This window comes from Cohnella rhizoplanae, from assembly GCF_948329515.1.
Classification (GTDB): domain Bacteria; phylum Bacillota; class Bacilli; order Paenibacillales; family Paenibacillaceae; genus Cohnella; species Cohnella rhizoplanae.
This window is the reverse complement of the sequence record NZ_CAOJCN010000016.1, coordinates 1-18,794: the sequence shown is the minus strand read 5'-3', so window position 1 is coordinate 18,794 and position 18,794 is coordinate 1. Positions and strand designations below refer to the sequence as shown.

Genomic DNA, 18,794 nt, shown 5'->3' with positions numbered 1-18,794 from the left:
GCAGTCGCCGCCGGCCCGCTAATGGAACCATCCGTACAACGGAATGAACAGCAGCGATGTCACGATGCCGGCCAGCGCCATGGACACGCCGCTGACGCTGCCCTGCAGCTCGGAATCCCGGATCACCCGGCCGGTACCGATGCCGTGCGAGGAGGTGCCGATGGCGACGCCGATCGGCATATCGCCGGAGATGCCCAGCCGGCGCAGCAGCGCGGGCCCAACCATGCTGCCGAGCAGCCCGGTCAGGACCGTCAGCACGGCGGCGAGCTCCGGAATGCCGCCGGCCTGGCGGGCGATCTCGACCGAGATCGCGCTGGAGACGGACTTCGGCATCATGGTCGCCATCAGCTCCCGCGAACCGCCCATCAGCCAGACGAGCAACCCGGCGCCGGCGATGCCGCTCACCGATCCCAGCGTAACCCCGGACACGATCGCGGCGAAGTAGCGCCGGAGGAATACCCGCTGCTTGTAGAGGGGCACGCCCAGCGCTACCGTCGCCGGTCCCAGGAAAAAGGTGATCAGATCGCCGCCCGCCCGGTAGCTGTCATACGGAATATCAAGCAGCAGCAGGAGCGCGATGATCGCGCCCGAGCACAGGAACAGCGGATGGATCGACTTCCGCTTGCCGTGCACCTTCAAGGCGATGACATAGGCGCCGACGGTAACCGTCACGCCGAACAGCGGATGCCCGTATATCGCCTGCAGATTCATAGGCTCTCCTCCGCCGATCCGGAAACCGGCTCTTGCGGTGCCGAGCGTCCGACCCGGGCGGCGACGCCGCCGGCCACCAGCATGACGAGCAAGGTGCTTCCCACGAGACTGACGATGATCGCGAGCCCGTTTTCCCGCAGCATCGGCAGGAAGGCGATCGTCCCCACGATAAACGGCACGAAGAACAGCATCATATGCCGCGTCAGCAGCTCGGCGGAGCGTTCTACCCACTCCAGCTTGACGAGACGCAGGAACAAGGACGCCGTGAACAGAATAAGACCAAGGACATTGCCCGGAATCGGTATACGCAGTGCATGCTCCGCAACCAATCCCAGTAAATTAAAACCGAGTAAAACGGCGAATCCGGCCATGGGCAGCGCTTCCTCCAATCGATGTGCACGCTAACCATTTTAACCTTTGATGAACCGCACCGTCACTAGGGTACCTTGTCCCGGGCTGCGATCGATCGCGAACTCAGTTGGCCGGGTCCTCTACTTTCACCAAACCCTTGAATGTATAAGCCAGCACAGGCTTGCCTGCCAGCTCAATCCCGTTATCTCCGCACTCATCGCGGAAGGATAGCCAATCCTCTTCGTCATATTGCTGGATCGAGATCCCGTTCCCCACGTGGATGCACAGAATATACGACGCTCCCGTACTTGAACGGCAATCCAGTACATAATGCTCCGATATCTCGCGGCCCTCCCGAACGTAGGCGGTAATGCTTGCTTCTTGTATCGGCTCATCGCCGTCCGATAGGATGCCGGCCGCATCCGGGGCCACGAGCGATTCGCTCAGAATCGCCTCTATCCCTGCCCCGGCGAAGCGTTCCGCATCTGCGAACGAGTTGATCTTTCTCACGGAAGTCCTCATCTCCATTCTGTTCGCCCGACGTCATTCAGCCTGAGCAGCCGCCCAGATCGCTTGACCGCCCAGCGTAAGTACGCCGTTCTCTTTCCTTTTCGCGGTATTTACCATCGCTTGAGCTAATATTTCCGTCGGCAGCGGTCTTTGACCCCGCAGCATTCCGATCTTGTTTAGATACTGAAGGGCCTTCTTGGAGGCTACTTCCATGGCGCGATCGCTATTTTTCCGTACCAGTAGCGGCGGGTTGTAGATCGTAAGTTTATCAAAAGCCAGCGCCTTAACGGCTTCCTCTAATCTGCCCTTCATCCTCGAATAGAAGAAGCGAGCCTTCGGCGAGGCAAAGCCGGCGGATACCAAGACATAGTTGTTCACTCTGTTACCTCGGGCGGCTTGAGCGAACCGGTACTGGTATTCGTAATCGATTTTCCACTGCGCCTCTTTGCTTCCAGCGGCCTTGATGGTCGTTCCCAGGCAGGAAAACAAGACGTCCCCCTGCACCAGATGCTCCCATTGTTCCGGCCGGTCGAAGTCGATCACGTGTACCTTCAGCTTGTGATGCCGGATATCCGGAGCGCGCCTGACAAAGATATCGATCCGCTTGAAGGATTCGTCCTTCAGCAGGATATCCAGCAGGTCCGCGCCCGTGGCGCCAGTGGCGCCTATGATCAATGCGTGCATGTTCGATCCCCTTGTTCCGCTGAATATCGAAGCCTGTATTGATTATATCATCACCGTTCTATCGCTACCGGCGTCGTCTCTTCATTTTGATTTGCACGGTCAACAAGGCGATCACGATAACGAAAGCGACGATGAACAACGGATACTGGATCTTATCCATCATGGAGGGTTCCCCCTGCGGATCCTTTTGAGAGAGCTTTTTAGCGGGTTCGTAACCTGCGCCCAATGCTTTTAGTTCGTCCTGTGCGGTCGCGAGGGTCTTATTCCCTTCGCACAGTCCTGTCTCCAGCCGATCCGGATCGCCGTAAGCAAACACGATATATTCTTCATTCACTTTAAAATCCTCATACCCGCAGCTTACCGAGCTTACTGCCGTGTACACGGTCGTTTGCGAAGCTAATTCTCCCTTCCACACCTTGTTTACTTCCATTTGGACCTTCACGGGATCTGCGGAGGACCAATTCCTGCCGCTGACGGGGTTTGATAAACTTAACACTTTGCCTGTAAAAACCGCGGTTTTACGTTGAAGTTGATCTTCTATGCCGGGTCGTTCAGCGCAAGAGCATGCATGGACGGCCGCAGGCTTGACTATGAAAAAAGTACCGAGCACGAAAACGCCCAACCATAAGAGCTTCATGGTTCTGCTCCACATTGCATACACCTCATCTTTTCCGGATGATTTTCCACTTATTTCTAATAGACGTCATTCACCAACAATTGTTGCGTACGATTCCTCAATACGGTATGTTCCCGGCGAGCGTTTCCGGCTGAATTCAAAAAGCCGCCCGGCGACCCGGGCGGCTCTTCATTCAATAGCTATATCTATTTATCCGCGTAATCCTTGGCGTGGTATGGCCCGCCCTCCCGCATGACCGTCCATAGCGGGTCCGTGTCGTGCGGCATCGTGGCCATCATGCCGTCGTGCCACTCGTTCAGCAGATACACGGCTTCCTTGCAGACGTCGCGCCGTTCCCCGGCGAGATCGCGCTGCTCGAACGGGTCGTTCTTGAGGTCGAACAGCATCTCCCGCGGGAAACCGTGATGGCCGTCGTGATAAGTGCGGATGTACAGCCAATCCTCGAAACGGACGCTGCGCTGGCACACGTGCGCGCACTGCGAGAAGACGAGGTAATCCCTCCCCTCCGCGCCGCCCTTCAGCACCGCGTCCGCGTAGCTCTCTCCGTCCCAGGACGGCGCGCCCGGGATACCGAGCAGACCGGCCAGCGTCGGTCCCAGATCGAGGTGATAATGCAGTCCATCGTCGACGGCTCCCTGCGCGCCGCCCGGCCAGCGGACGATCATCGGGATGCGGCAGGTCGCCTGGTCAGCGGTCCCGTGCTCGGAGTAGATGCCGAGCTCGCCCATGTTCTCCCCGTGGTCCGCGCTGATGAGGATGGCCGTATCCTCCAGCACGCCGAGACTGCCGAGCTTCGCCAGCACTTGGCCCACATGCGCGTCCATATAGCGGATCGCGGCGTCGTAGTTATCGAGGATGACCCGCAGGTCTTCCCGCCGCTCGATCGGCTTGCCGTGCCGCGGATGCCGGTAGTAGTGCGACTTGGCGAGCGCGTTCATATCGTCGATGCTGTGCTGGCCCTTCTTGGCCAGATGGCGCTCGAACACGTCCTCGGTCAGCCAGTCGGGCAGCGGATCCCCCGCGAACGGGCTGCCGTAGTCGACCGGCGCGCGATACGGCGTATGCGGATCCCAGAAGTTCAAGTGCAGGAACCAATCGTCCTCCGCACCGTTATCCTCGAGCCACTTGAGCGCCACGGGCAGCACCTGCTCGGCGGACTCCTGTCCCTTGCCGCCGATGTTGTACACTTCATTGAACCCGGCATTGAACGTCCAGGCCGAGTGCCGCTCGGAGAACGTGCTGATCGAAGCCGTCTTCATCGCCGCCTGCCGGAGAACCGCCGGGAGACTCTCCATAGACAGCCTGTCGTTGAAGTCGCGGCCCGGGCCGTCCCGGCGCATGTCCGCCGCGGTGCCGCCGTGTCCGACGATGCCGTTGTGAATGCCGAACCGGCCGGACATGAGGGCCGAGCGCGACGGCAGGCAGGGAGCGTCCGAGCAGTAGTAATTCGTAAAGCGCACGCCTTCCCTGGCGACCGCGTCGATATTCGGCGACGTGTCTCTGTGATAGCCGTAGCAGCCCAGATGATCGGGGCGAAGAGAGTCCAGATCGAGATACAAAATTCTCATTATGCGGTACCTGCCTTTGCTGTATTTAACCTTTGACCGCTCCCGCGACCCCGTCTACGAAGAAGCGCTGGAGCAGCAGGAAGATGACGACGATCGGGAGGATCGCGATCGCCCCGCCCGCCGCGATGCCGGTCCAGTCGACGACGTTCTCGCCTTGCAGCGCGTAGAGGCCGACGGCGAGCGGACGCAGATCGGGCTTGCTGAGCGTCAGGATCAGCGGCAGCATGAACGAATTCCACGACCAGATGAACTGCATGATTGTCACGCTCCCGACGACCGGCTTGGCCAGCGGGAGCATGATCTGCGCGAACGTCCGGAAGAACCCGCTGCCGTCCACGACGGCCGCTTCCTCCAGCTCGTTCGGAATCTCGCGGAAGAACGTAGCGAACAGCAGGATGAAGATGATGTGGTTGCCGCCCGCTTCCGCCAGTATAACGCCGAGCAGGTTGTTCATGAGGCCGAGATTTTTGATCAGATCGAAGATCGGAATGATCGCGAACTCCATCGGCACGAACATGCTGGCCACCAGGAGCGCGAACACGAGCTTTTTGCCGCGGAACGAATGCCTGCCCATGATGTAGCCGCAGGTCGCCGTCGCGAAGAGAACCAGGAGGATCGTGCTCGCGGAGATGACGACGCTGTTCAGGAAGTAGGTGTCGAAGTTCGCCCCCTCCCAGGCGCGCCTGAAGTTATCCAGCTTGAAGTCGCTGGGAATCAGCTTGAGGCCGTTGGAGAAAAACTCCCCTTCCGTCTTGAAGGCAGCCGACAGCATCCACAGAAACGGGTAGATCCAGACGAAGCAGAACGCGATCATGATCAGGTGAAATAGCGATTTTCTCAGCTGCCTCATAGCGGCGAACGCCCCTTTATCCGCTTGGTGATCACGTTCTGCAGGGCGGCCAGCACGCAGATCGTGACGGCGAAGAAGATGCCCGCGGCGGCGGCGTAGCCGAGCTGCGGCAGCCCCATCTCGCTGGAGAACGCATAGCGGTAAATATAAGTCGACACGACGTCGGTGGCGAAGAACGGCCCGCCGTTGGTCATCGTCTTGATCAGGTCGAACGCCTTCAGCGAGTTGACGACGTTCAGCAGCAGGATGACCGCCCCGATGGGCAGAAGCAGCGGCACGGTGATGCGGAAGAACAGCTTCGAGCCGCGCGCGCCGTCCATCTCCGCCGCTTCGTAGAGCTCCTTCGGAATGCTCTGCAGCCCGGCCAGCCAATACACCATGTTGATGCCGAGGTTTTTCCATACCGACACGATGACGACCGTGAACATCGACCAGCTCGGATTCCCGAGCCAGTCGATCGGCGCATCGAGCAGCCCGATGCCGTGCAGCGCGCCGTTTACGGCGCCGTCGCTGCCCCAGATGAACACCATGATGATGCCGACGATCGACGTCGTCGTGACGACGGGCAGGAAGATCAAGGTCCGATAGAAGCTCGCGCCCCGAAGGCCGGGACGGTTCAGGATGACGGCCAGGACGAGCGGTACGATCAGATGGAGGGGCACGACGCCCAGCATGAACTTGAAGCTATTTTTGAATGCGTTCCAGAAGTAATAATCGTTCGCCACGCTGACGAAATTGTCCGTGCCCACGAAGGTCGAATCCGAAGTCAGACCCGACCAGTCCAGCATCGCGTAGTAGATGCCGGCCAAGATCGGCCAGGCTTGGAACGCCAGGAACAGCAGCAGCGTGGGCGTTAGAAACAACCAGCACCAGGCCTGCACCTTCAGGCGCGATTTCTTGGTTTCTCCAGTCCGTCGCATGTTGTCCTCCACATCGGCTGAGCGGTCGTCACTTCAGCGCTTGATAGTCTTCGGCGGAAAAATCCTTGTCCGGGCTCCAGTTCGAGAAGGAGAAATCGCTGCGCTCGACCTTCGCGCCGCCTGCCTTAGCTTGCTCGATCGCCGCGTCCAGCGCTTTGTCGGTCTGGCCAGAGAGCTGCTTCAGCAGCGTCGCGGGATCCTTGAGCGCGCCGGCGACGGCGCCCTGGAGAATATCGCCGAGGCCCGGTTTCGGATCCTTGAAGTTCGCCAGCACGGCCGATACTTCGGGATTGCGTACCGCCACGCTCGGGATGAGTCGCGAATATTGCTGCACGATATCGTAGTACTGCTTGAACTGCGGGATGTCCGCGGACGACTCGTTCACGTCCTTAAGGACCGAGAAGCGGTCGCCGTTCTTGACCAGGACGGATTGATATTCCTTGCTGAAGTATTCCTTGAGATAAAGAGCGGCCTCCTCCGGATGCTTCGTTGCGGCGGACATGCCGATCCAGGGCGCATAGGTCGACCTAGGCAGATATCCCTTCTGCCCTTCGTCGGGCACCGGAGGCGCCATGACGCCGAAGTCCAGGTCCGGGTTGTTCTTGGTCCAGGTGCCGACGTTCCATTCGCCCTGGACGATGAACCCCGCCTGTCCTTCGGCGAACAGCGCGCGGGCTTCCGGCGCGGAGAGGCTCATCGTCTTCGCGTGATAGCTGCCGTCCTTCTTCAGTCCCGTGAACAGATCGAACACGCCAAGCATCGCTTCGGAGTCATAGGAGGCCTGTCCGTCCTTCAGGCTGAGCGGCGACTCGGAGCCGAAGCCGCTGCCGGCGAGCGCCGACCATTCGATCGCGGCGAGCTTCCAGCGGCCGATCTGCTTGCCGCCTTCGATGATGCCGTAGTACTTGCCCTTCCCTGCATCCGTGATCTTCATCGCGGCTGCGCGGAATTCACCGTACGTCTTGGGCGGACTGTCCGGATCGAGACCGGCTTCCCGGAACAGCTTCTTGTTGTAGAAGACAAGCGTGCTGGGCACGCCGGTAAGCGCCGGGATCGAATAGATCTGGCCGCCAAGCATCGTCGTGCCTTCCGTGAACGCCCCGTCCACGAAGCTGCTCTTGAACGCGTCGTCGATATAGGCGTCGAGCGGCTGGTACCAGCCTTCCTTCACGGCCGTGCTGAGCTTCATCGTGGCGGGGATCGGGAACAGGTCCGGCGCGTCGCCCGTCTTGATGGCGGTCAGGATCGTATTCTGGAACTGGTCGACCGTCAGCAGCGTGTATTCGATCTTGATGTTCGGATACTTCGCTTCGAAGTCTTTGATGAATTGTTCGCGGTAGGACTTCTCGCTGTCGGCCCAGTCCATGACCCGGAGCGTCACCCGCTCGCCGGACGACGAAGACGGCGCAGCGGCCGGGGACGAGGCTTGCGAGCTGGCGGGCGCGCCGGACGAGGCGGCCGGAGAGCTCGACGGCTCGACGCTTGCCCCGTTGTTGGAGGCGCCGGCGCAAGCCGTCGCCATTTGTACGATTAGTGCGGTTGATAGTAGCGCTCCCGCGTGCTTCACTTTTCTTCTCAATGCGAATCCCCCTTGGCTCATGTAAGGTTGGCATCACAAAAAAACTTCAAGACCCCCGCGCCGGCAGCGTTTTTAGACACGCTCGGCATGGTTTCTTGAAGTTAATGTTAATTTATATTTGGTAATCGAACCATGTAGGGACGATGCTTCTTTTTGTAAGTTTGATACTTTTACGATACTCCGTCGGCGCCTGACCGAACGTTTTTTGAAACGCCCTGCTGAAGTGGGCGGCATCGTAATGTCCGCTTTGCTGGGCGATGTGGTCGATCGTATATTCCGTGTTTTCCAGCATCTGCTTGGCCTTCTGCAGCCGCATTTTTTTCAGCATCTTCATCGGGGTGATCCCGTAGATCTTCTGGAACGCGCGGCTGAAGTAGACGGGATTCATATGGTAGAGCTGGGCGAGATCCTCGCGGGTGATGTCCTGCTCCAGCCCGTTCTCGATATAATGCAGCGCGTTGTTGAAGCGATCCGTGATCATCGGGTCCCGCGAGGACCGCCGCTCCCCGAGCTTCGTGCTCTCCAGGATCTCGTGCAGCAAGAAGAAGGCGAGGAACCCCGTCTGGACGGTGCGGAAATCGTCGTTCTCCTGCAGCCATAGGCTGCGAAGCTCGTCGAACTTCTTTTCGTACAAGTCCGGATCGCGGACCTTGACCACCTTGCCGAGCGGGAATACGTCGAAAAAATCCTGCTCCCCCTTTACCTTCACGTCGACGTTGAACAGATAGTGGACGCCGTCGGTCTGCGAGATGACGTTAAACGGCTTGTGCGGGCGATGGATCATCACGTCCCCGGTCCTGGCGACGAACTCCTTGTCGTCGAGCGTCGTGATCACCTCTCCTTTTTGAATATAAGAGACGGTATAGCACGACTGTACGTAATCGAAAATGATTCTGGACTTGTACTGGACCTTCGTTACGTTCAACACGGCGATGCGAAGCTGGTCGTGAACGACGTAGGACATGCCTTGCACCTCCCTCCGATGCTGGTTAGTCTTCGAACAATTCGCCCAACACCTTGTCCCGGTTATCCAAAAACCGCTTGGTCACGATATAGTGAAGCGTGTCCTCGTAACGCATCTCCCGGATCGGCGTCTCGTCGAAATTCAGGATCTGCGCGCCCGGGTATCCCAGCAGAATCGGGGAGTGCGTCGCGACGATGAACTGCGCGTCCCGCTCGAGGTCCTTGACGATCCGCATGAAGGCCAGCTGCCGGGCCGGCGACAGCGCCGCTTCGGGCTCGTCCAGCAGGTAGATCGCGCGCTTGCCGAACCGGTGCTTGAAGAGGGACAGGAAGGCTTCGCCGTGCGACTGCCGGTGCAGCGAGCGTCCTCCGTATGCGCCGAGACTCTCGGGCATCGTATCCAGATGCGAGGCAAAGTGGTAGAACGTCTCGGCTCGCAGAAAAAAGCCGTTGGTTACCTTGGGCAGCCAAGACAGCCGGATCGCGTCCCCGAGCACCGAGCCTGCGGCGTCCACCTCGTACAGGTTGTTTCTGCTGCCGCCCGCCTGGTTGAATCCGCATTGATAAGCGATCGCTTCCAATATCGTGGATTTGCCCGATCCGTTCTCCCCGGCCAGGAAGGTCACGTTCGCCTGGAAGTCGAGCCGCGTCAGGTGGCGTATCGCCGGAACGTCGAACGGATACGCGTCCCGGTCCCCGCCGCCGATCAGCGTCAGACTGCGCAGGAACATAGGGTCACCTCCTCCAGCGTGTTGTTCGTCCGTATACCTACTACGGTAACGATTTAACGCGGCAGGGTCAACAGCTGCCGGCCGACATGCGGCTCCGCCTACAACAAAAAGAAAAGAACCGGAAGCCTAAGCTCCCGATTCTCCCCAAAGTTACCCGATCAAAGCCAGGTGGACCCGCGCCCCCGTATGATTCGTCTCCAGCGCCAGCGCCGCCTGCAGCTCTTCCTTCGCCTCGTCCTCCCGTCCGAGTCCGAGCAGGCCGAGGCCTCTCATGTATCGGCAGTGAATCCGGTTGCGCTTATTCAGATCGTCCTCGAAGACGAGGAAGTCCGGTAGCGACACGGCAAAGTAATCGAACTTCACGTCGTCGTTCAGATGCCGCTCGGCATAGTCGATCAGCTTGTTGAAGCGGCGCTTCGCTTCCTTGTCGACGCCGAGCTTGCGCCACGCCAGGCCCTGGTAGAAAATCATGTCCGGCGGCTGGTCGTTGTAGTACATCGCGCTGGCCGGCTCCTCCAGTCCCTGCGAAGCACGCCGGAAGCTCTCTTCGGCCAGGTCCGCGCGTCCCAGGCCCTCATAGGCGAGACCTAGATAGTAATAGACGTTGTTCTCCTGCGCGCCTTCTAGCTTGCCCTCCCCGAGATTGTCCGGGTAGACGAGCGCCGACTGCAGATGGGCCGCGGCCGCCTCGTAGCGGCCGGCGGCGAGATCCAGCTTCGCCGACTCGACATGCGCCAGCACGTGCTGGCCCGTCGCTTTGCCTTCGCCGCCCTCCCACGGGTGGAACTGGCGCGCCGCCAGCGCTTGCAGCGCCTCGGCATGACGGCCCATCGCGTTCAGCAAGGTCACATACTCGAGGTAGAGGTCGTCGCGCTTGTCGACGAGCGGCTTGCGGGCGGCCAGCGCCTCGAACCGCCGCTCGGGGTCGTAGCCCAGCTTTTTGTACAGCTGGTCGAGCTCGTAGAGCACCCGGGCATCGTCCTCGCGCAGGGCGTACGCGCTCTCCAGCGAGGCCAGCGCGCGGTCCGCGTCGCCGAGCTTGTTGAAGTACGCGAGCGCGAGATTGCGGTGGACCGTCGCGAAGCCGCCGTTCGCCGCGCGCGAGGCCTCCCAGGCCGCGACGGCGTCCTGGTGGCGCCGCTTGTCGTAGAGCCAGTTGCCCAGGTAGTAATTCGCCTTGTCGTCCGCCGCGTCGGCGCGTACCGCGCTCTCGAGCACGAGCAGGTCGAACAGACTGTTCGGGAAGCAGTAGTCGGGATTCGACGCGCGCCCCGCTTCGCGGAAGAGCTTGGCCTGATCCGCGTCTCCGGCCGCCTCGTACAGGTAGCCGAGCGTATAGTGGACCATCGGGTAGGCCTCGGCCGAAGCCTCCGGCGCGATCCGGCGGAGCACGGCGATCGCCTCCTCGTGCAAGCCCGCGGAGGCATAGTCCGCGGCCAGGCTTAGGTAGTTGTGCGCGTCCCCGCGCATGAGGCGCAGCAATTCCCCGCGCGCCGCCGCAGACTCGGCCGCGTCGCCGGCTTCGGCGAGCGCCAGGACGCGCTCGTTGGCGGCGCCGAAGTCCGCCACGTCGATCGCCAGCGTCTCGTCGGCATAAGCCAAGGCCTCCGCGATGCGTCCGAGCCGGCGCAGCAGCGCCGCCTTCAGATGGCGCGCCTTGTAGTTGCGCGCATTGCGGACGATCGAGCGCTCCGCCAGCTCCAGCGCCTCGCCGTAGGCGCCCTTCGAAGCCGCGATCTGCGCGAGCGTGAAGTAGCCGGCGTCCTGCCAGGCGGCCGACCAGGTCGACTTGTACAGCGCGGCGAACGCCTCTTTGTCCTTGCCCTGCAGCTTCAGCGCAAAGCCGAGCTGATACAGCGCCTCGCCGTCATATGGATTCGGGTTGCGCCAGGTCAGCGACTTGACCGCCGCCCTGAAGTGCGCTTCCGCCTCGGCGAACCTGCCGCGCCGCAGAAGCAGCGTGCCGTAAGCGACATTGATGCGAATGTCGGACGGGTCCCGCTTCAGGCCCTCTGCATAATAAGCCTCGGGCTCGAACGTCGCGTGACGATACTGCTCCAGATGCAGACCGGCCAGGTACAGCTGCTCGTTGGTACGCAGCTCCTGCGGCTCCGGCAGCGGCTTGGCGGCCTCCGGCACGTCCTCGATCGAAGGCGCGGCCGGACGGTACGCGATCAGGACGCGTCCCTCCGCGCTCGCGATCGATACGGTCAGATCGTGCGCCAGATCGCCTTCGTCCAGCGTCACGACCGACTTGAACGTCGAGGTCGGCGACAGCGAGACCGTCTCTCTCAAGTAAATGCGACTCCTGCCCCGCAGCTCGATGACGGCACCTTCGAATACGGAGGTCGCATATGCCTGTACGGTGGCTTCGCGCGCCGCATCGTCGATCTCGAGATTCACGGCCGCGTCCACGGAGGCGTTCTTGACGACCCCGATATTCTTGTAAGGCATGAAGTACTGCGTGAACGACTTCTCCTCGTATGGCGCGAGCCACGTGAAGTCGGGCTGGTTATCCGTATAGACGCCGGTCATGAGCTCGATGTACGGCCCGTCCTCGTCCGTCAGGTTGCGGTCCCAGGCCTGCCCGAATTCGCCGTTGCCCCAGGTCCACTGCTTTTTGCCCGGCGAGACATGGTGGTTGGCCACATGCAGCAGGCCGGCCTGGACGCCATGGTCGTAGCCGCCTACGAAGTTATAGTCCGATTTGTACGCCATATAGGAGGTCGGCACCGGAATGTTGCGGTAACGGGAAATGTCGACGCCCGCGGAGTAATCCATCTTGTAGTACGTGCCCGTCGCGATCGGAAACCGCGACACGTCGCGCTTGCCGTGGTCGAACACGGCCGTCACGTCCGGCGGGAAGACGGACTGGGTATGGTCGTTGACGGCAACCGCAGGGTTCGCCCACCATAGGAACGTCTGCGGCTCCGGCGTGCGGTTGTACAGCTGCGCCGAGATCTCCAAATACGCCTTTCCCGGATGCAGCGTGAAGCCCGCCGTCACCTTCGTGCCGTACATGCGGTCGATCTCGCTTACCCATACGGTCGCGGCGCCGTCCTCGCGCGTCTCGAGCTTATACTCGACCGGACCGTACGTGTTTGGACGGTGATGCTGCGGCCAGTTGAACTCGATGCCCCCGGAGATCCACGGTCCGGCCAGTCCCACGAGCGCAGGCTTGATGACCCGGTTGTAGTAAACGAAGTCGTAGTCGTTCGTCTTGTCGAGCGCGCGGTAAATGCGGCCGCCGAGCTCCGGCATGATTTCGATGCGCACGTATTCGTTCTCCAATATCGCCAGCCGGTAGTTCTGCGGCTTCTTATCGTCCTCGATCTTGTCGATGACCGGATGCGGGTAGACCCGTCCCGAGCTCCCCTGGTATACCCGTTTCTCCAAGAACATCGGGTTCCGGTCAGGCGCGCCGATCCCGTAGGTCGGGATGGAGACGTCCTCTTCCCATACCCGCACGGCCTTCGCCCCGACTGGCGCCGCTTGTTGTGCCAAGATGAATCCCTCCTCCGATTAATAGCTTAAATGTACGATAGGCCGCCCCTCTCGCCAATTCACGGAATTCGGATTATGATGGAGGATATGCGGATTATGCGATTCGGAGACTCTATACGGAAGAGGGCGCTGATATGGATACCATTCAGAAGAAGGAGGGCTTTCCGGAGGAGAAGCTGTTCGTGGCGCCCGAATATCTCGCGGAGGAGCTCGCCGCCTTCGAGCTGACGCGGAATCTCTACGTAAGCGACATCGGCTACTTCCCCCATGCCCGGCATCACTATCGGGAGCGGTCCGACGGCTGTGACGCGCACATCGTCATCTACTGCGCCGAAGGCGCGGGCTGGGTCGAGCAGGATGGCAAAATGTCTCCCCTGTCGGAGCGGCAGCTCGCGGTCGTCCCTGCCGGCACCCCTCATCGATACGGCGCTTCCGAGGATAAACCCTGGAGCATCTACTGGTTTCACCTGCGGGGCGAGCAGGCAGCGGCGCTTCTTCGCCTATACAATCTCGGCGGCGTACCCGTCACCGTGCCGATCGGCTTGCAAGCTCATTTTCTGGAGAGCTTCGAGCGCTGTTACGGCTTATTGGCCGACAAGCCCTACTCGCTGCCCGTTCAGGTCCACGTCTCCCAGACGCTCGGCCAGCTGCTCGGCGCGATCGGTCTCGGCACAGGCGGCACCTCCCGCCATCGCAAGCGCGAAGAAGACCTCGAGCGGGCGACTCGTTATATGAACGATCACCTGCACGCCACCATCACGTTGCCGCGGCTGGCCGCGCATACAGGCTTGTCCCGGCAGCATCTGATCTACTTATTTAAGCAGGAGACCGGATTTCCCCCGATAGATTACTATTTGCGCCTTAAAATGCAGAGAGCCGGACAGCTGTTAAGCCTAACCGGCATGTCTATTAAAGAAATCGCCGCCGACGTCGGCTTCGCCGATCCTTATTACTTTTCCCGCATGTTCAAAAAGCTGATGGGCGTCTCTCCCTCCGAATATCGCAGCGTGCCTAAAGGGTAACCGCTTATTTTCGAATGGCTGCATATTGGATTTTTTTGGAATCTTGCTTGAGGGAACATTCGATTTTTTCCCGTTTTAACAATATCCCCTTCAATCAGGAAACCTCGCTAGGCCGCCCAGTCCTTTTCTAACTTCCTGCCTGCCCTTGCTTGCTCCCTAACTGCTCCCTACCTGCTCTCTACCTGCTCTCTACTTGCACTCTACCTGCTTCCTACCTGCTTCCTGCTTGCTTCCTACCTGCTTCCTACCTGCTTCCTACCCTCTCCCTGCCTGCTACCTCCATTCATTCGTTCGGCCGGATGCCCTCCCTATCCCCTTGAGCAAGGTCAATTCCATGACTGATTTTTGCCTCAAAAGAACGTGCATTTTAAACCACTTTATGTTAATATAAGAACAAATGTTCCTATCGGAGGGATTGCAATGCCCAGCCGCTTCTCGATCTATGACGCTGTGCCGGCCTATAGCGAAGAAGACTGCGCGGGCGCTCTGTTCGCCGCCAAGTGGCCGGACGGGTTTCGTTGTCCCTGCTGCGCGCATCCTCATTATTACAAGGTGTCGTCCCGCGGACGCCATCTGTTCGAGTGCCGCTCCTGCGCCCATCAGACTTCCCTCACGGCAGGGACGGCGCTCGAGGGTACGCGCACGCCGCTAACTAAGTGGTTTCAGGCGATGTTCTTGATGCAGATCGGTATTAGCGCCAAGCAGCTGGCCGAGTTGATCCGGGTGACGTACAAGACGGCTTGGCTGATCAATCACAAGCTGCGCCACGCGATCGGGGAGTGGGACCGCATGCGGCCGCTCGAGGGCGACCTTCAATTGCTCGGCGATTATTACGGTTACGAATACCATCGCTACTTTAGCAGTTTAATCGTGCAGGGGGAGCTGAGGCCGCAGCCAGTCGTGGTCGGCGTCTCGCTCGATGGAGCAGGAGAGATCGTTCATGTGAAAATGAAGGCCGTCGACGGTCCCGAAGGCGACCGTCCGGCGATTCGCGGCGGAGCCGGCGGCGAGGAATCGATGGAACGTTTTGCGCAAAAACATGTCGCCGGCGGCGAAGCCACCGGACATGCCGATACCTCGAGCGCGGCCATCGGGGGCGGTCCGCCGCGCATATCGCCTGGCGCGAGGCCGTGCGCTGGGTGGCCCGCACGTTCGGCGGCATCGGTCCGAAGCACCTGCAGGCATACCTCAACGAGTTCTGCTTCCGCCGCGTGTGTCGCCACGATATGCTGGCTGAACTCATCGCAAGCTGCGGTACGACGGAGACGATTACCTATCGAGGATTGGTGGGCGCTCGCTCCGGCATCCGGCCGATCCGTTGGGTATATAGACGTCCTGCACGTAGCGAGCAACGGATCGGGTAGCACTATAACATCAGCGACGGCCATCCCGCGTAAACAGTAAAGGACTGTCATGGGAGCAAAGGCAGCTGCGCTGGATAGACCGTTGTTTTCCAAGCGCTATTTGCCATGCATAATTTGGCTGAACAGGACCTGGAAGTGCAGGCTCGGCCTTGTTGTTGGTTGTGCAGTTTTTAGTCGTGTAAGCGTTATGGGCATCATCCCCCCGTCATCCTGACTGAAAGGGATATCGTTAAAACGCGAAAAATGGTAGTCGCGTTCCCTGCCCGTAAAAGAGGCCGCCGGCAAATAGCCGGCGACCTGCAATGAGAATATTGACCGATTAAGTCTGCTCGGTCGCCGAACCGGCGCCGGACGCCTGGTTGCCCAGACGAACGGACAGCGACCACGCGCAGGATCCACGGGGCGGTACGATTCGCGCCGTGCCATTGGCTATCGCCCTGTCCAGTACGTCATAGTAACCGATGGAGGGCTCCAACGCGATGGCATTGCGGATGTTGTACATTCCTTCGTCGACCCATATCCCGAGATAAGGGACGCGCTCGGGATCGACTTCCATCCGCAACCAGTCTCCGCTTCGTTCGCAGGTCAGGCCGCACCAGCCTTCTGCTACCGGGCCTGGCGCGTAATACTTGCGTCCGTCGCCCGTCTGCTCCGTCCCGATGACCGCTTCCCCCGCCCACGGATACGTGACGCCTTCTTGCCTTGAGGCGCCGCCGTACACGCACAGCATGTCTTGGACCGATGGCGGGAGCTCGACGCGCGTGGGCTCCGACACCGCGAACTGCGGATGCGGCACCCAGAGGAACGGTAGCGGTTCGTCGCCCAGATTCTCAGCGATATAATCCATCCGCAGCGTATCGTCCGCCGCGAAGCTGAGGGTGCGGCTCAGCCTGTAAGGCATCGCCACCCCGTTGACCGAGCAGACGACGCTGCCTTCGTCGAAGGCTTCGTCCCAGGCCAGCGGCCAGACCTCGCCGTGGTCGGGAAGCAGTACCTTCCCTTCGGCATCCGCCGCGCAGGTCCCGATCGTCGGAAAGCATTCGTCCCAGCCGCTCATGTCCGCGTCGCCGAAGGAAGAGCCGTATGCCGGCTGCGGCAGCTCGTGCAGGTCGGCTTCGACAAGCCATTCCTTGCCTGTCGGTTTGTAGCGCAGGGAAACGATTTTGCCGCCGAGCCCCGGGATCAGTTCAACCCGGACACTGTCCGTCTCCAGGACGATCGAGTCGCGGTTTTTGTATCTCCCGTTCCGTTTGAGCGCTAGCGCGCTGAAGTTTGACCGGCTCCTGTCGCGATCCTGGGCGGCGCCCATCGGATTCTCAGTCAAGGAAGTCCCTCCATTCGTCTCTCCTTATGGCTCGTACGATAAACAAGGCATCAGGATAACTGTACACAAGGAGGCGCCTCTTGCCAATTCACGAAAATCGGTTATTCATGGAGAATAGTCCGGTCGTTTTGAGCGGAAGCCCGTAGGGAAAATGGAGGCTTATGATACGACGGATGAATTCTCAACGGGAACGAGCCGAACCTGAACGAGCGCCAGGCCGATGTGATCGTTGAACTTGATCTCGTCGGCGGTGAGACGGAGCTGGTGCCGTCCTGTCCGGTCCAGACGAATGCTGCCGCAGCGGGAGACGGCTTGCCGATAATAATGCGTCGCCGCGTTCGTCACGGTCTCGTCCTGACGGATCTCCGCGCGCGTCTCCTGCTCGCCTACGGCGACGCGAATGCGATGACCGCCCTTCCAGGCGTTTTTGTGGTATAAGCCAGAGGTTGTGACTTGGACCTCATACGCGCCGGACTCGTAAGCCTCAAAGGTCCAGGACAGCCAATCCAGCTCGCTATACCAGTTTTTCACGACGCCAACCTTGGTCACTGACGGCGGCTCGGCAGCCGCCGTGACGGCGCCGTCGGTGGCGATCCGTCCCTCGCCGCGGGTCGCGCCGCTCCCGGCTCCTGCGCACAGGTGGAGCTCCGCGCGATTAGCCGGCAGCAGGACGGTGCCGTCGGCCTGCTGGATGAGTCCGGGGACGACATCGGGACCCGCCGCAAGTTCCAGGGCGAGCACCGGCAACAGCTCGCGCTCCCGTCGCGCGGGCAGGCGGATGCTCGCGGTATAACGGCCGAGCACCGCGCTCTCCTCCTGCTCGAAGGCGCAAGACTCCTCGGGCCGGGACAGCAGGTACGCCCGATGGATCGCGGAGCGCAGGCCGTTCAATGCGATCGCATCGTCGTCGGGCCAGCGGTGCAGGTGCAGGTACAGTCTGCCAGGCTTCGTCGTTACCGGACCCCACGCGAGGTCATGCGCGAACGGCGTATGCAAGGTGCCGTGCACCGCTTCGCCGTGCACCGCCATCCAGTCTCCGATTTCTTCGAGAACATGCTCGCTTGCCTCCGGGAAGCGGCCGTCGGCTCTCGGGCCGATATTTAACACGTAGTTGCAGCCTTTGCCGGCCAGGCTCGTCAGCAGGCCGACGACGTCCGCCGCGCTTTTCCACAGCGTGTCCTGCGCCTTATAGCCCCAGGTGTCGTTCAGGGTCGCGGGGACCTCCCAATATCCGTCCAGAACGCCGGCGGGTACCTCGTTATCTCCGAGGCTGCCGTAATCCCCAAGCCCGTTGCCTAGACGCGAATTCATGATGCAGTCCGGCTGCAGGCTGCGGACGAGCGCGTACAGCTCCTCGCACTGCGCGCGGGTGATCTCGAAAGGCGTGTCGAACCAGACGATATGAATCGGCCCGTAACCCGTCAACAGCTCGGTTAACTGAGGCTTCACTTTTTTCTCGAAGTAACGCTCGAACCGCTTCGCGCCGCGATCGGGAAAATCCCAGTCGTTGCCCCAGCTCATGCCGTTGTTCTTAGGCACCTGCGGATCCGCCGCGTCGCGCTCGTGCCAGTCCAGCGACTGCGAATAGTAGAGACACAGCTTCATGCCGTGCTTGGCGCAGGCTTCCGCGAGCTCTGCCAGCGCGTCGCGGCCGAACGGCGTCGCGTCGGCGATATTGTACGGATCGACGCCGGACCGGTACATGGCGAACCCGTCATGATGCTTCGCGGTGTAGATCAGGTATCTCATGCCGGCCCGCTTGGCGGCGAGCACCCACCGTTCCGCGTCGAAGCCTTCGGGCGAGAAGGAGGCCGCCAGCTTCTCGTACTCCTCGATCGGAATTCGGAATCGGCTCATGATCCACTCGCCAATATATTCCATATATTGTTCATCCCATTTTCCGGCGGGGACGCTGTACAGCCCCCAATGAATCATCATGCCGAAACGCGCTTCCTGCCACCAATCCAGCCTTTGATCCGCTACTAAACTGTTAGATAGCATCGTATTTTACCGCTCCTTTGTCCCTATCCTTTTTACTAAATAGGATTGTATATTTATCTATATATAGTATTATAT

At 60.5% G+C, this 18,794-nt stretch carries 16 protein-coding genes; 2 read left to right on the top strand and 14 right to left on the bottom strand.

Annotated features, from left to right (window positions below):
- Positions 1-18: 18 nt before the first annotated feature.
- From PQG80_RS20510 to PQG80_RS20455, 12 genes are all read right to left on the bottom strand, one after another.
- Positions 19-711 carry an LrgB family protein gene (locus tag PQG80_RS20510; RefSeq protein ID WP_271753406.1) on the bottom strand — a complete coding sequence of 231 codons (693 nt, stop codon included), beginning with the start codon at positions 709-711 and terminating at the stop codon, positions 19-21.
- Positions 708-1,082, bottom strand: coding sequence for a CidA/LrgA family protein (locus PQG80_RS20505; RefSeq protein WP_271753405.1), 375 nt, complete (start codon positions 1,080-1,082; stop codon positions 708-710). Before PQG80_RS20505 ends, PQG80_RS20510 begins: the two co-directional genes overlap by 4 nt.
- 103 nt (positions 1,083-1,185) lie before the next feature.
- Positions 1,186-1,572: a hypothetical protein gene (locus tag PQG80_RS20500; RefSeq protein ID WP_271753404.1), complete on the bottom strand. Its 387-nt coding sequence runs from the start codon at positions 1,570-1,572 to the stop codon at positions 1,186-1,188.
- A 33-nt stretch (positions 1,573-1,605) separates the two neighbouring features.
- The gene (locus PQG80_RS20495) at positions 1,606-2,256 is read right to left on the bottom strand and encodes an NAD(P)H-binding protein (RefSeq protein ID WP_271753402.1); all 651 of its coding nucleotides are present in this window, start codon (positions 2,254-2,256) and stop codon (positions 1,606-1,608) included.
- A gap of 64 nt (positions 2,257-2,320) precedes the next feature.
- Positions 2,321-2,893: a hypothetical protein gene (locus PQG80_RS20490; protein ID WP_271753401.1), complete on the bottom strand. Its 573-nt coding sequence runs from the start codon at positions 2,891-2,893 to the stop codon at positions 2,321-2,323.
- Between the two features lie 185 nt (positions 2,894-3,078).
- A complete protein-coding gene (locus tag PQG80_RS20485) occupies positions 3,079-4,461 on the bottom strand; it encodes a sulfatase family protein (RefSeq protein WP_271753399.1) in 1,383 nt (460 codons plus the stop codon).
- 25 nt (positions 4,462-4,486) lie between these two features.
- Positions 4,487-5,311, bottom strand: coding sequence for a carbohydrate ABC transporter permease (locus tag PQG80_RS20480; RefSeq protein ID WP_271753398.1), 825 nt, complete (start codon positions 5,309-5,311; stop codon positions 4,487-4,489).
- Complete coding sequence (locus PQG80_RS20475; RefSeq protein WP_271753396.1) at positions 5,308-6,231, bottom strand: carbohydrate ABC transporter permease; 924 nt, start codon at positions 6,229-6,231, stop codon at positions 5,308-5,310. The genes PQG80_RS20480 and PQG80_RS20475 overlap by 4 nt, the downstream gene beginning before the upstream one ends.
- 28 nt (positions 6,232-6,259) lie before the next feature.
- On the bottom strand, positions 6,260-7,810 hold the full coding sequence (locus PQG80_RS20470) for an ABC transporter substrate-binding protein (protein ID WP_271753395.1): 1,551 nt from the start codon (positions 7,808-7,810) through the stop codon (positions 6,260-6,262).
- 112 nt (positions 7,811-7,922) lie between these two features.
- Positions 7,923-8,774 carry a helix-turn-helix domain-containing protein gene (locus PQG80_RS20465; protein ID WP_271753394.1) on the bottom strand — a complete coding sequence of 284 codons (852 nt, stop codon included), beginning with the start codon at positions 8,772-8,774 and terminating at the stop codon, positions 7,923-7,925.
- Between the two features lie 25 nt (positions 8,775-8,799).
- Entirely contained in the window at positions 8,800-9,504 is a 705-nt protein-coding gene (locus tag PQG80_RS20460) for an AAA family ATPase (RefSeq protein ID WP_271753393.1), read from the bottom strand.
- A 150-nt stretch (positions 9,505-9,654) separates the two neighbouring features.
- Complete coding sequence (locus tag PQG80_RS20455) at positions 9,655-13,011, bottom strand: DUF5107 domain-containing protein (RefSeq protein ID WP_432432789.1); 3,357 nt, start codon at positions 13,009-13,011, stop codon at positions 9,655-9,657.
- A 131-nt stretch (positions 13,012-13,142) separates the two neighbouring features.
- Here PQG80_RS20455 and PQG80_RS20450 point away from each other — a divergent pair, with 131 nt between their 5' ends.
- On the top strand, positions 13,143-14,030 hold the full coding sequence (locus PQG80_RS20450; RefSeq protein ID WP_271753389.1) for an AraC family transcriptional regulator: 888 nt from the start codon (positions 13,143-13,145) through the stop codon (positions 14,028-14,030).
- A 420-nt stretch (positions 14,031-14,450) separates the two neighbouring features.
- Positions 14,451-15,434, top strand: coding sequence for an IS1595 family transposase (locus tag PQG80_RS20445; protein WP_271753388.1), 984 nt, complete (start codon positions 14,451-14,453; stop codon positions 15,432-15,434).
- Positions 15,435-15,713: 279 nt separating this feature from the next.
- On the opposite strand, the gene PQG80_RS20440 is transcribed toward PQG80_RS20445, so the two are convergent.
- Both PQG80_RS20440 and PQG80_RS20435 read right to left on the bottom strand, forming a co-directional pair.
- Positions 15,714-16,718 (bottom strand): aldose epimerase family protein, encoded by a 1,005-nt coding sequence (locus PQG80_RS20440; RefSeq protein ID WP_271753387.1) that lies wholly within the window; start codon positions 16,716-16,718, stop codon positions 15,714-15,716.
- A gap of 159 nt (positions 16,719-16,877) precedes the next feature.
- Positions 16,878-18,719, bottom strand: a complete 1,842-nt coding sequence (locus PQG80_RS20435; protein WP_271753386.1) for an alpha-L-fucosidase — start codon at positions 18,717-18,719, stop codon at positions 16,878-16,880.
- Positions 18,720-18,794 lie beyond the last annotated feature (75 nt).

What these genes read in the sequence shown, in the direction of transcription:
- PQG80_RS20510 (WP_271753406.1), bottom strand. Translation starts at nt 711, where the DNA reads ATGAATCTGCAGGCGATATACGGGCATCCGCTGTTCGGCGTGACGGTT.
- PQG80_RS20505 (WP_271753405.1), bottom strand. Translation starts at nt 1,082, where the DNA reads ATGGCCGGATTCGCCGTTTTACTCGGTTTTAATTTACTGGGATTGGTT.
- PQG80_RS20495 (WP_271753402.1), bottom strand. Translation starts at nt 2,256, where the DNA reads ATGCACGCATTGATCATAGGCGCCACTGGCGCCACGGGCGCGGACCTG.
- PQG80_RS20490 (WP_271753401.1), bottom strand. Translation starts at nt 2,893, where the DNA reads ATGAAGCTCTTATGGTTGGGCGTTTTCGTGCTCGGTACTTTTTTCATA.
- PQG80_RS20485 (WP_271753399.1), bottom strand. Translation starts at nt 4,461, where the DNA reads ATGAGAATTTTGTATCTCGATCTGGACTCTCTTCGCCCCGATCATCTG.
- PQG80_RS20480 (WP_271753398.1), bottom strand. Translation starts at nt 5,311, where the DNA reads ATGAGGCAGCTGAGAAAATCGCTATTTCACCTGATCATGATCGCGTTC.
- PQG80_RS20475 (WP_271753396.1), bottom strand. Translation starts at nt 6,231, where the DNA reads ATGCGACGGACTGGAGAAACCAAGAAATCGCGCCTGAAGGTGCAGGCC.
- PQG80_RS20465 (WP_271753394.1), bottom strand. Translation starts at nt 8,774, where the DNA reads ATGTCCTACGTCGTTCACGACCAGCTTCGCATCGCCGTGTTGAACGTA.
- PQG80_RS20460 (WP_271753393.1), bottom strand. Translation starts at nt 9,504, where the DNA reads ATGTTCCTGCGCAGTCTGACGCTGATCGGCGGCGGGGACCGGGACGCG.
- PQG80_RS20450 (WP_271753389.1), top strand. Translation starts at nt 13,143, where the DNA reads ATGGATACCATTCAGAAGAAGGAGGGCTTTCCGGAGGAGAAGCTGTTC.
- PQG80_RS20445 (WP_271753388.1), top strand. Translation starts at nt 14,451, where the DNA reads ATGCCCAGCCGCTTCTCGATCTATGACGCTGTGCCGGCCTATAGCGAA.
- PQG80_RS20435 (WP_271753386.1), bottom strand. Translation starts at nt 18,719, where the DNA reads ATGCTATCTAACAGTTTAGTAGCGGATCAAAGGCTGGATTGGTGGCAG.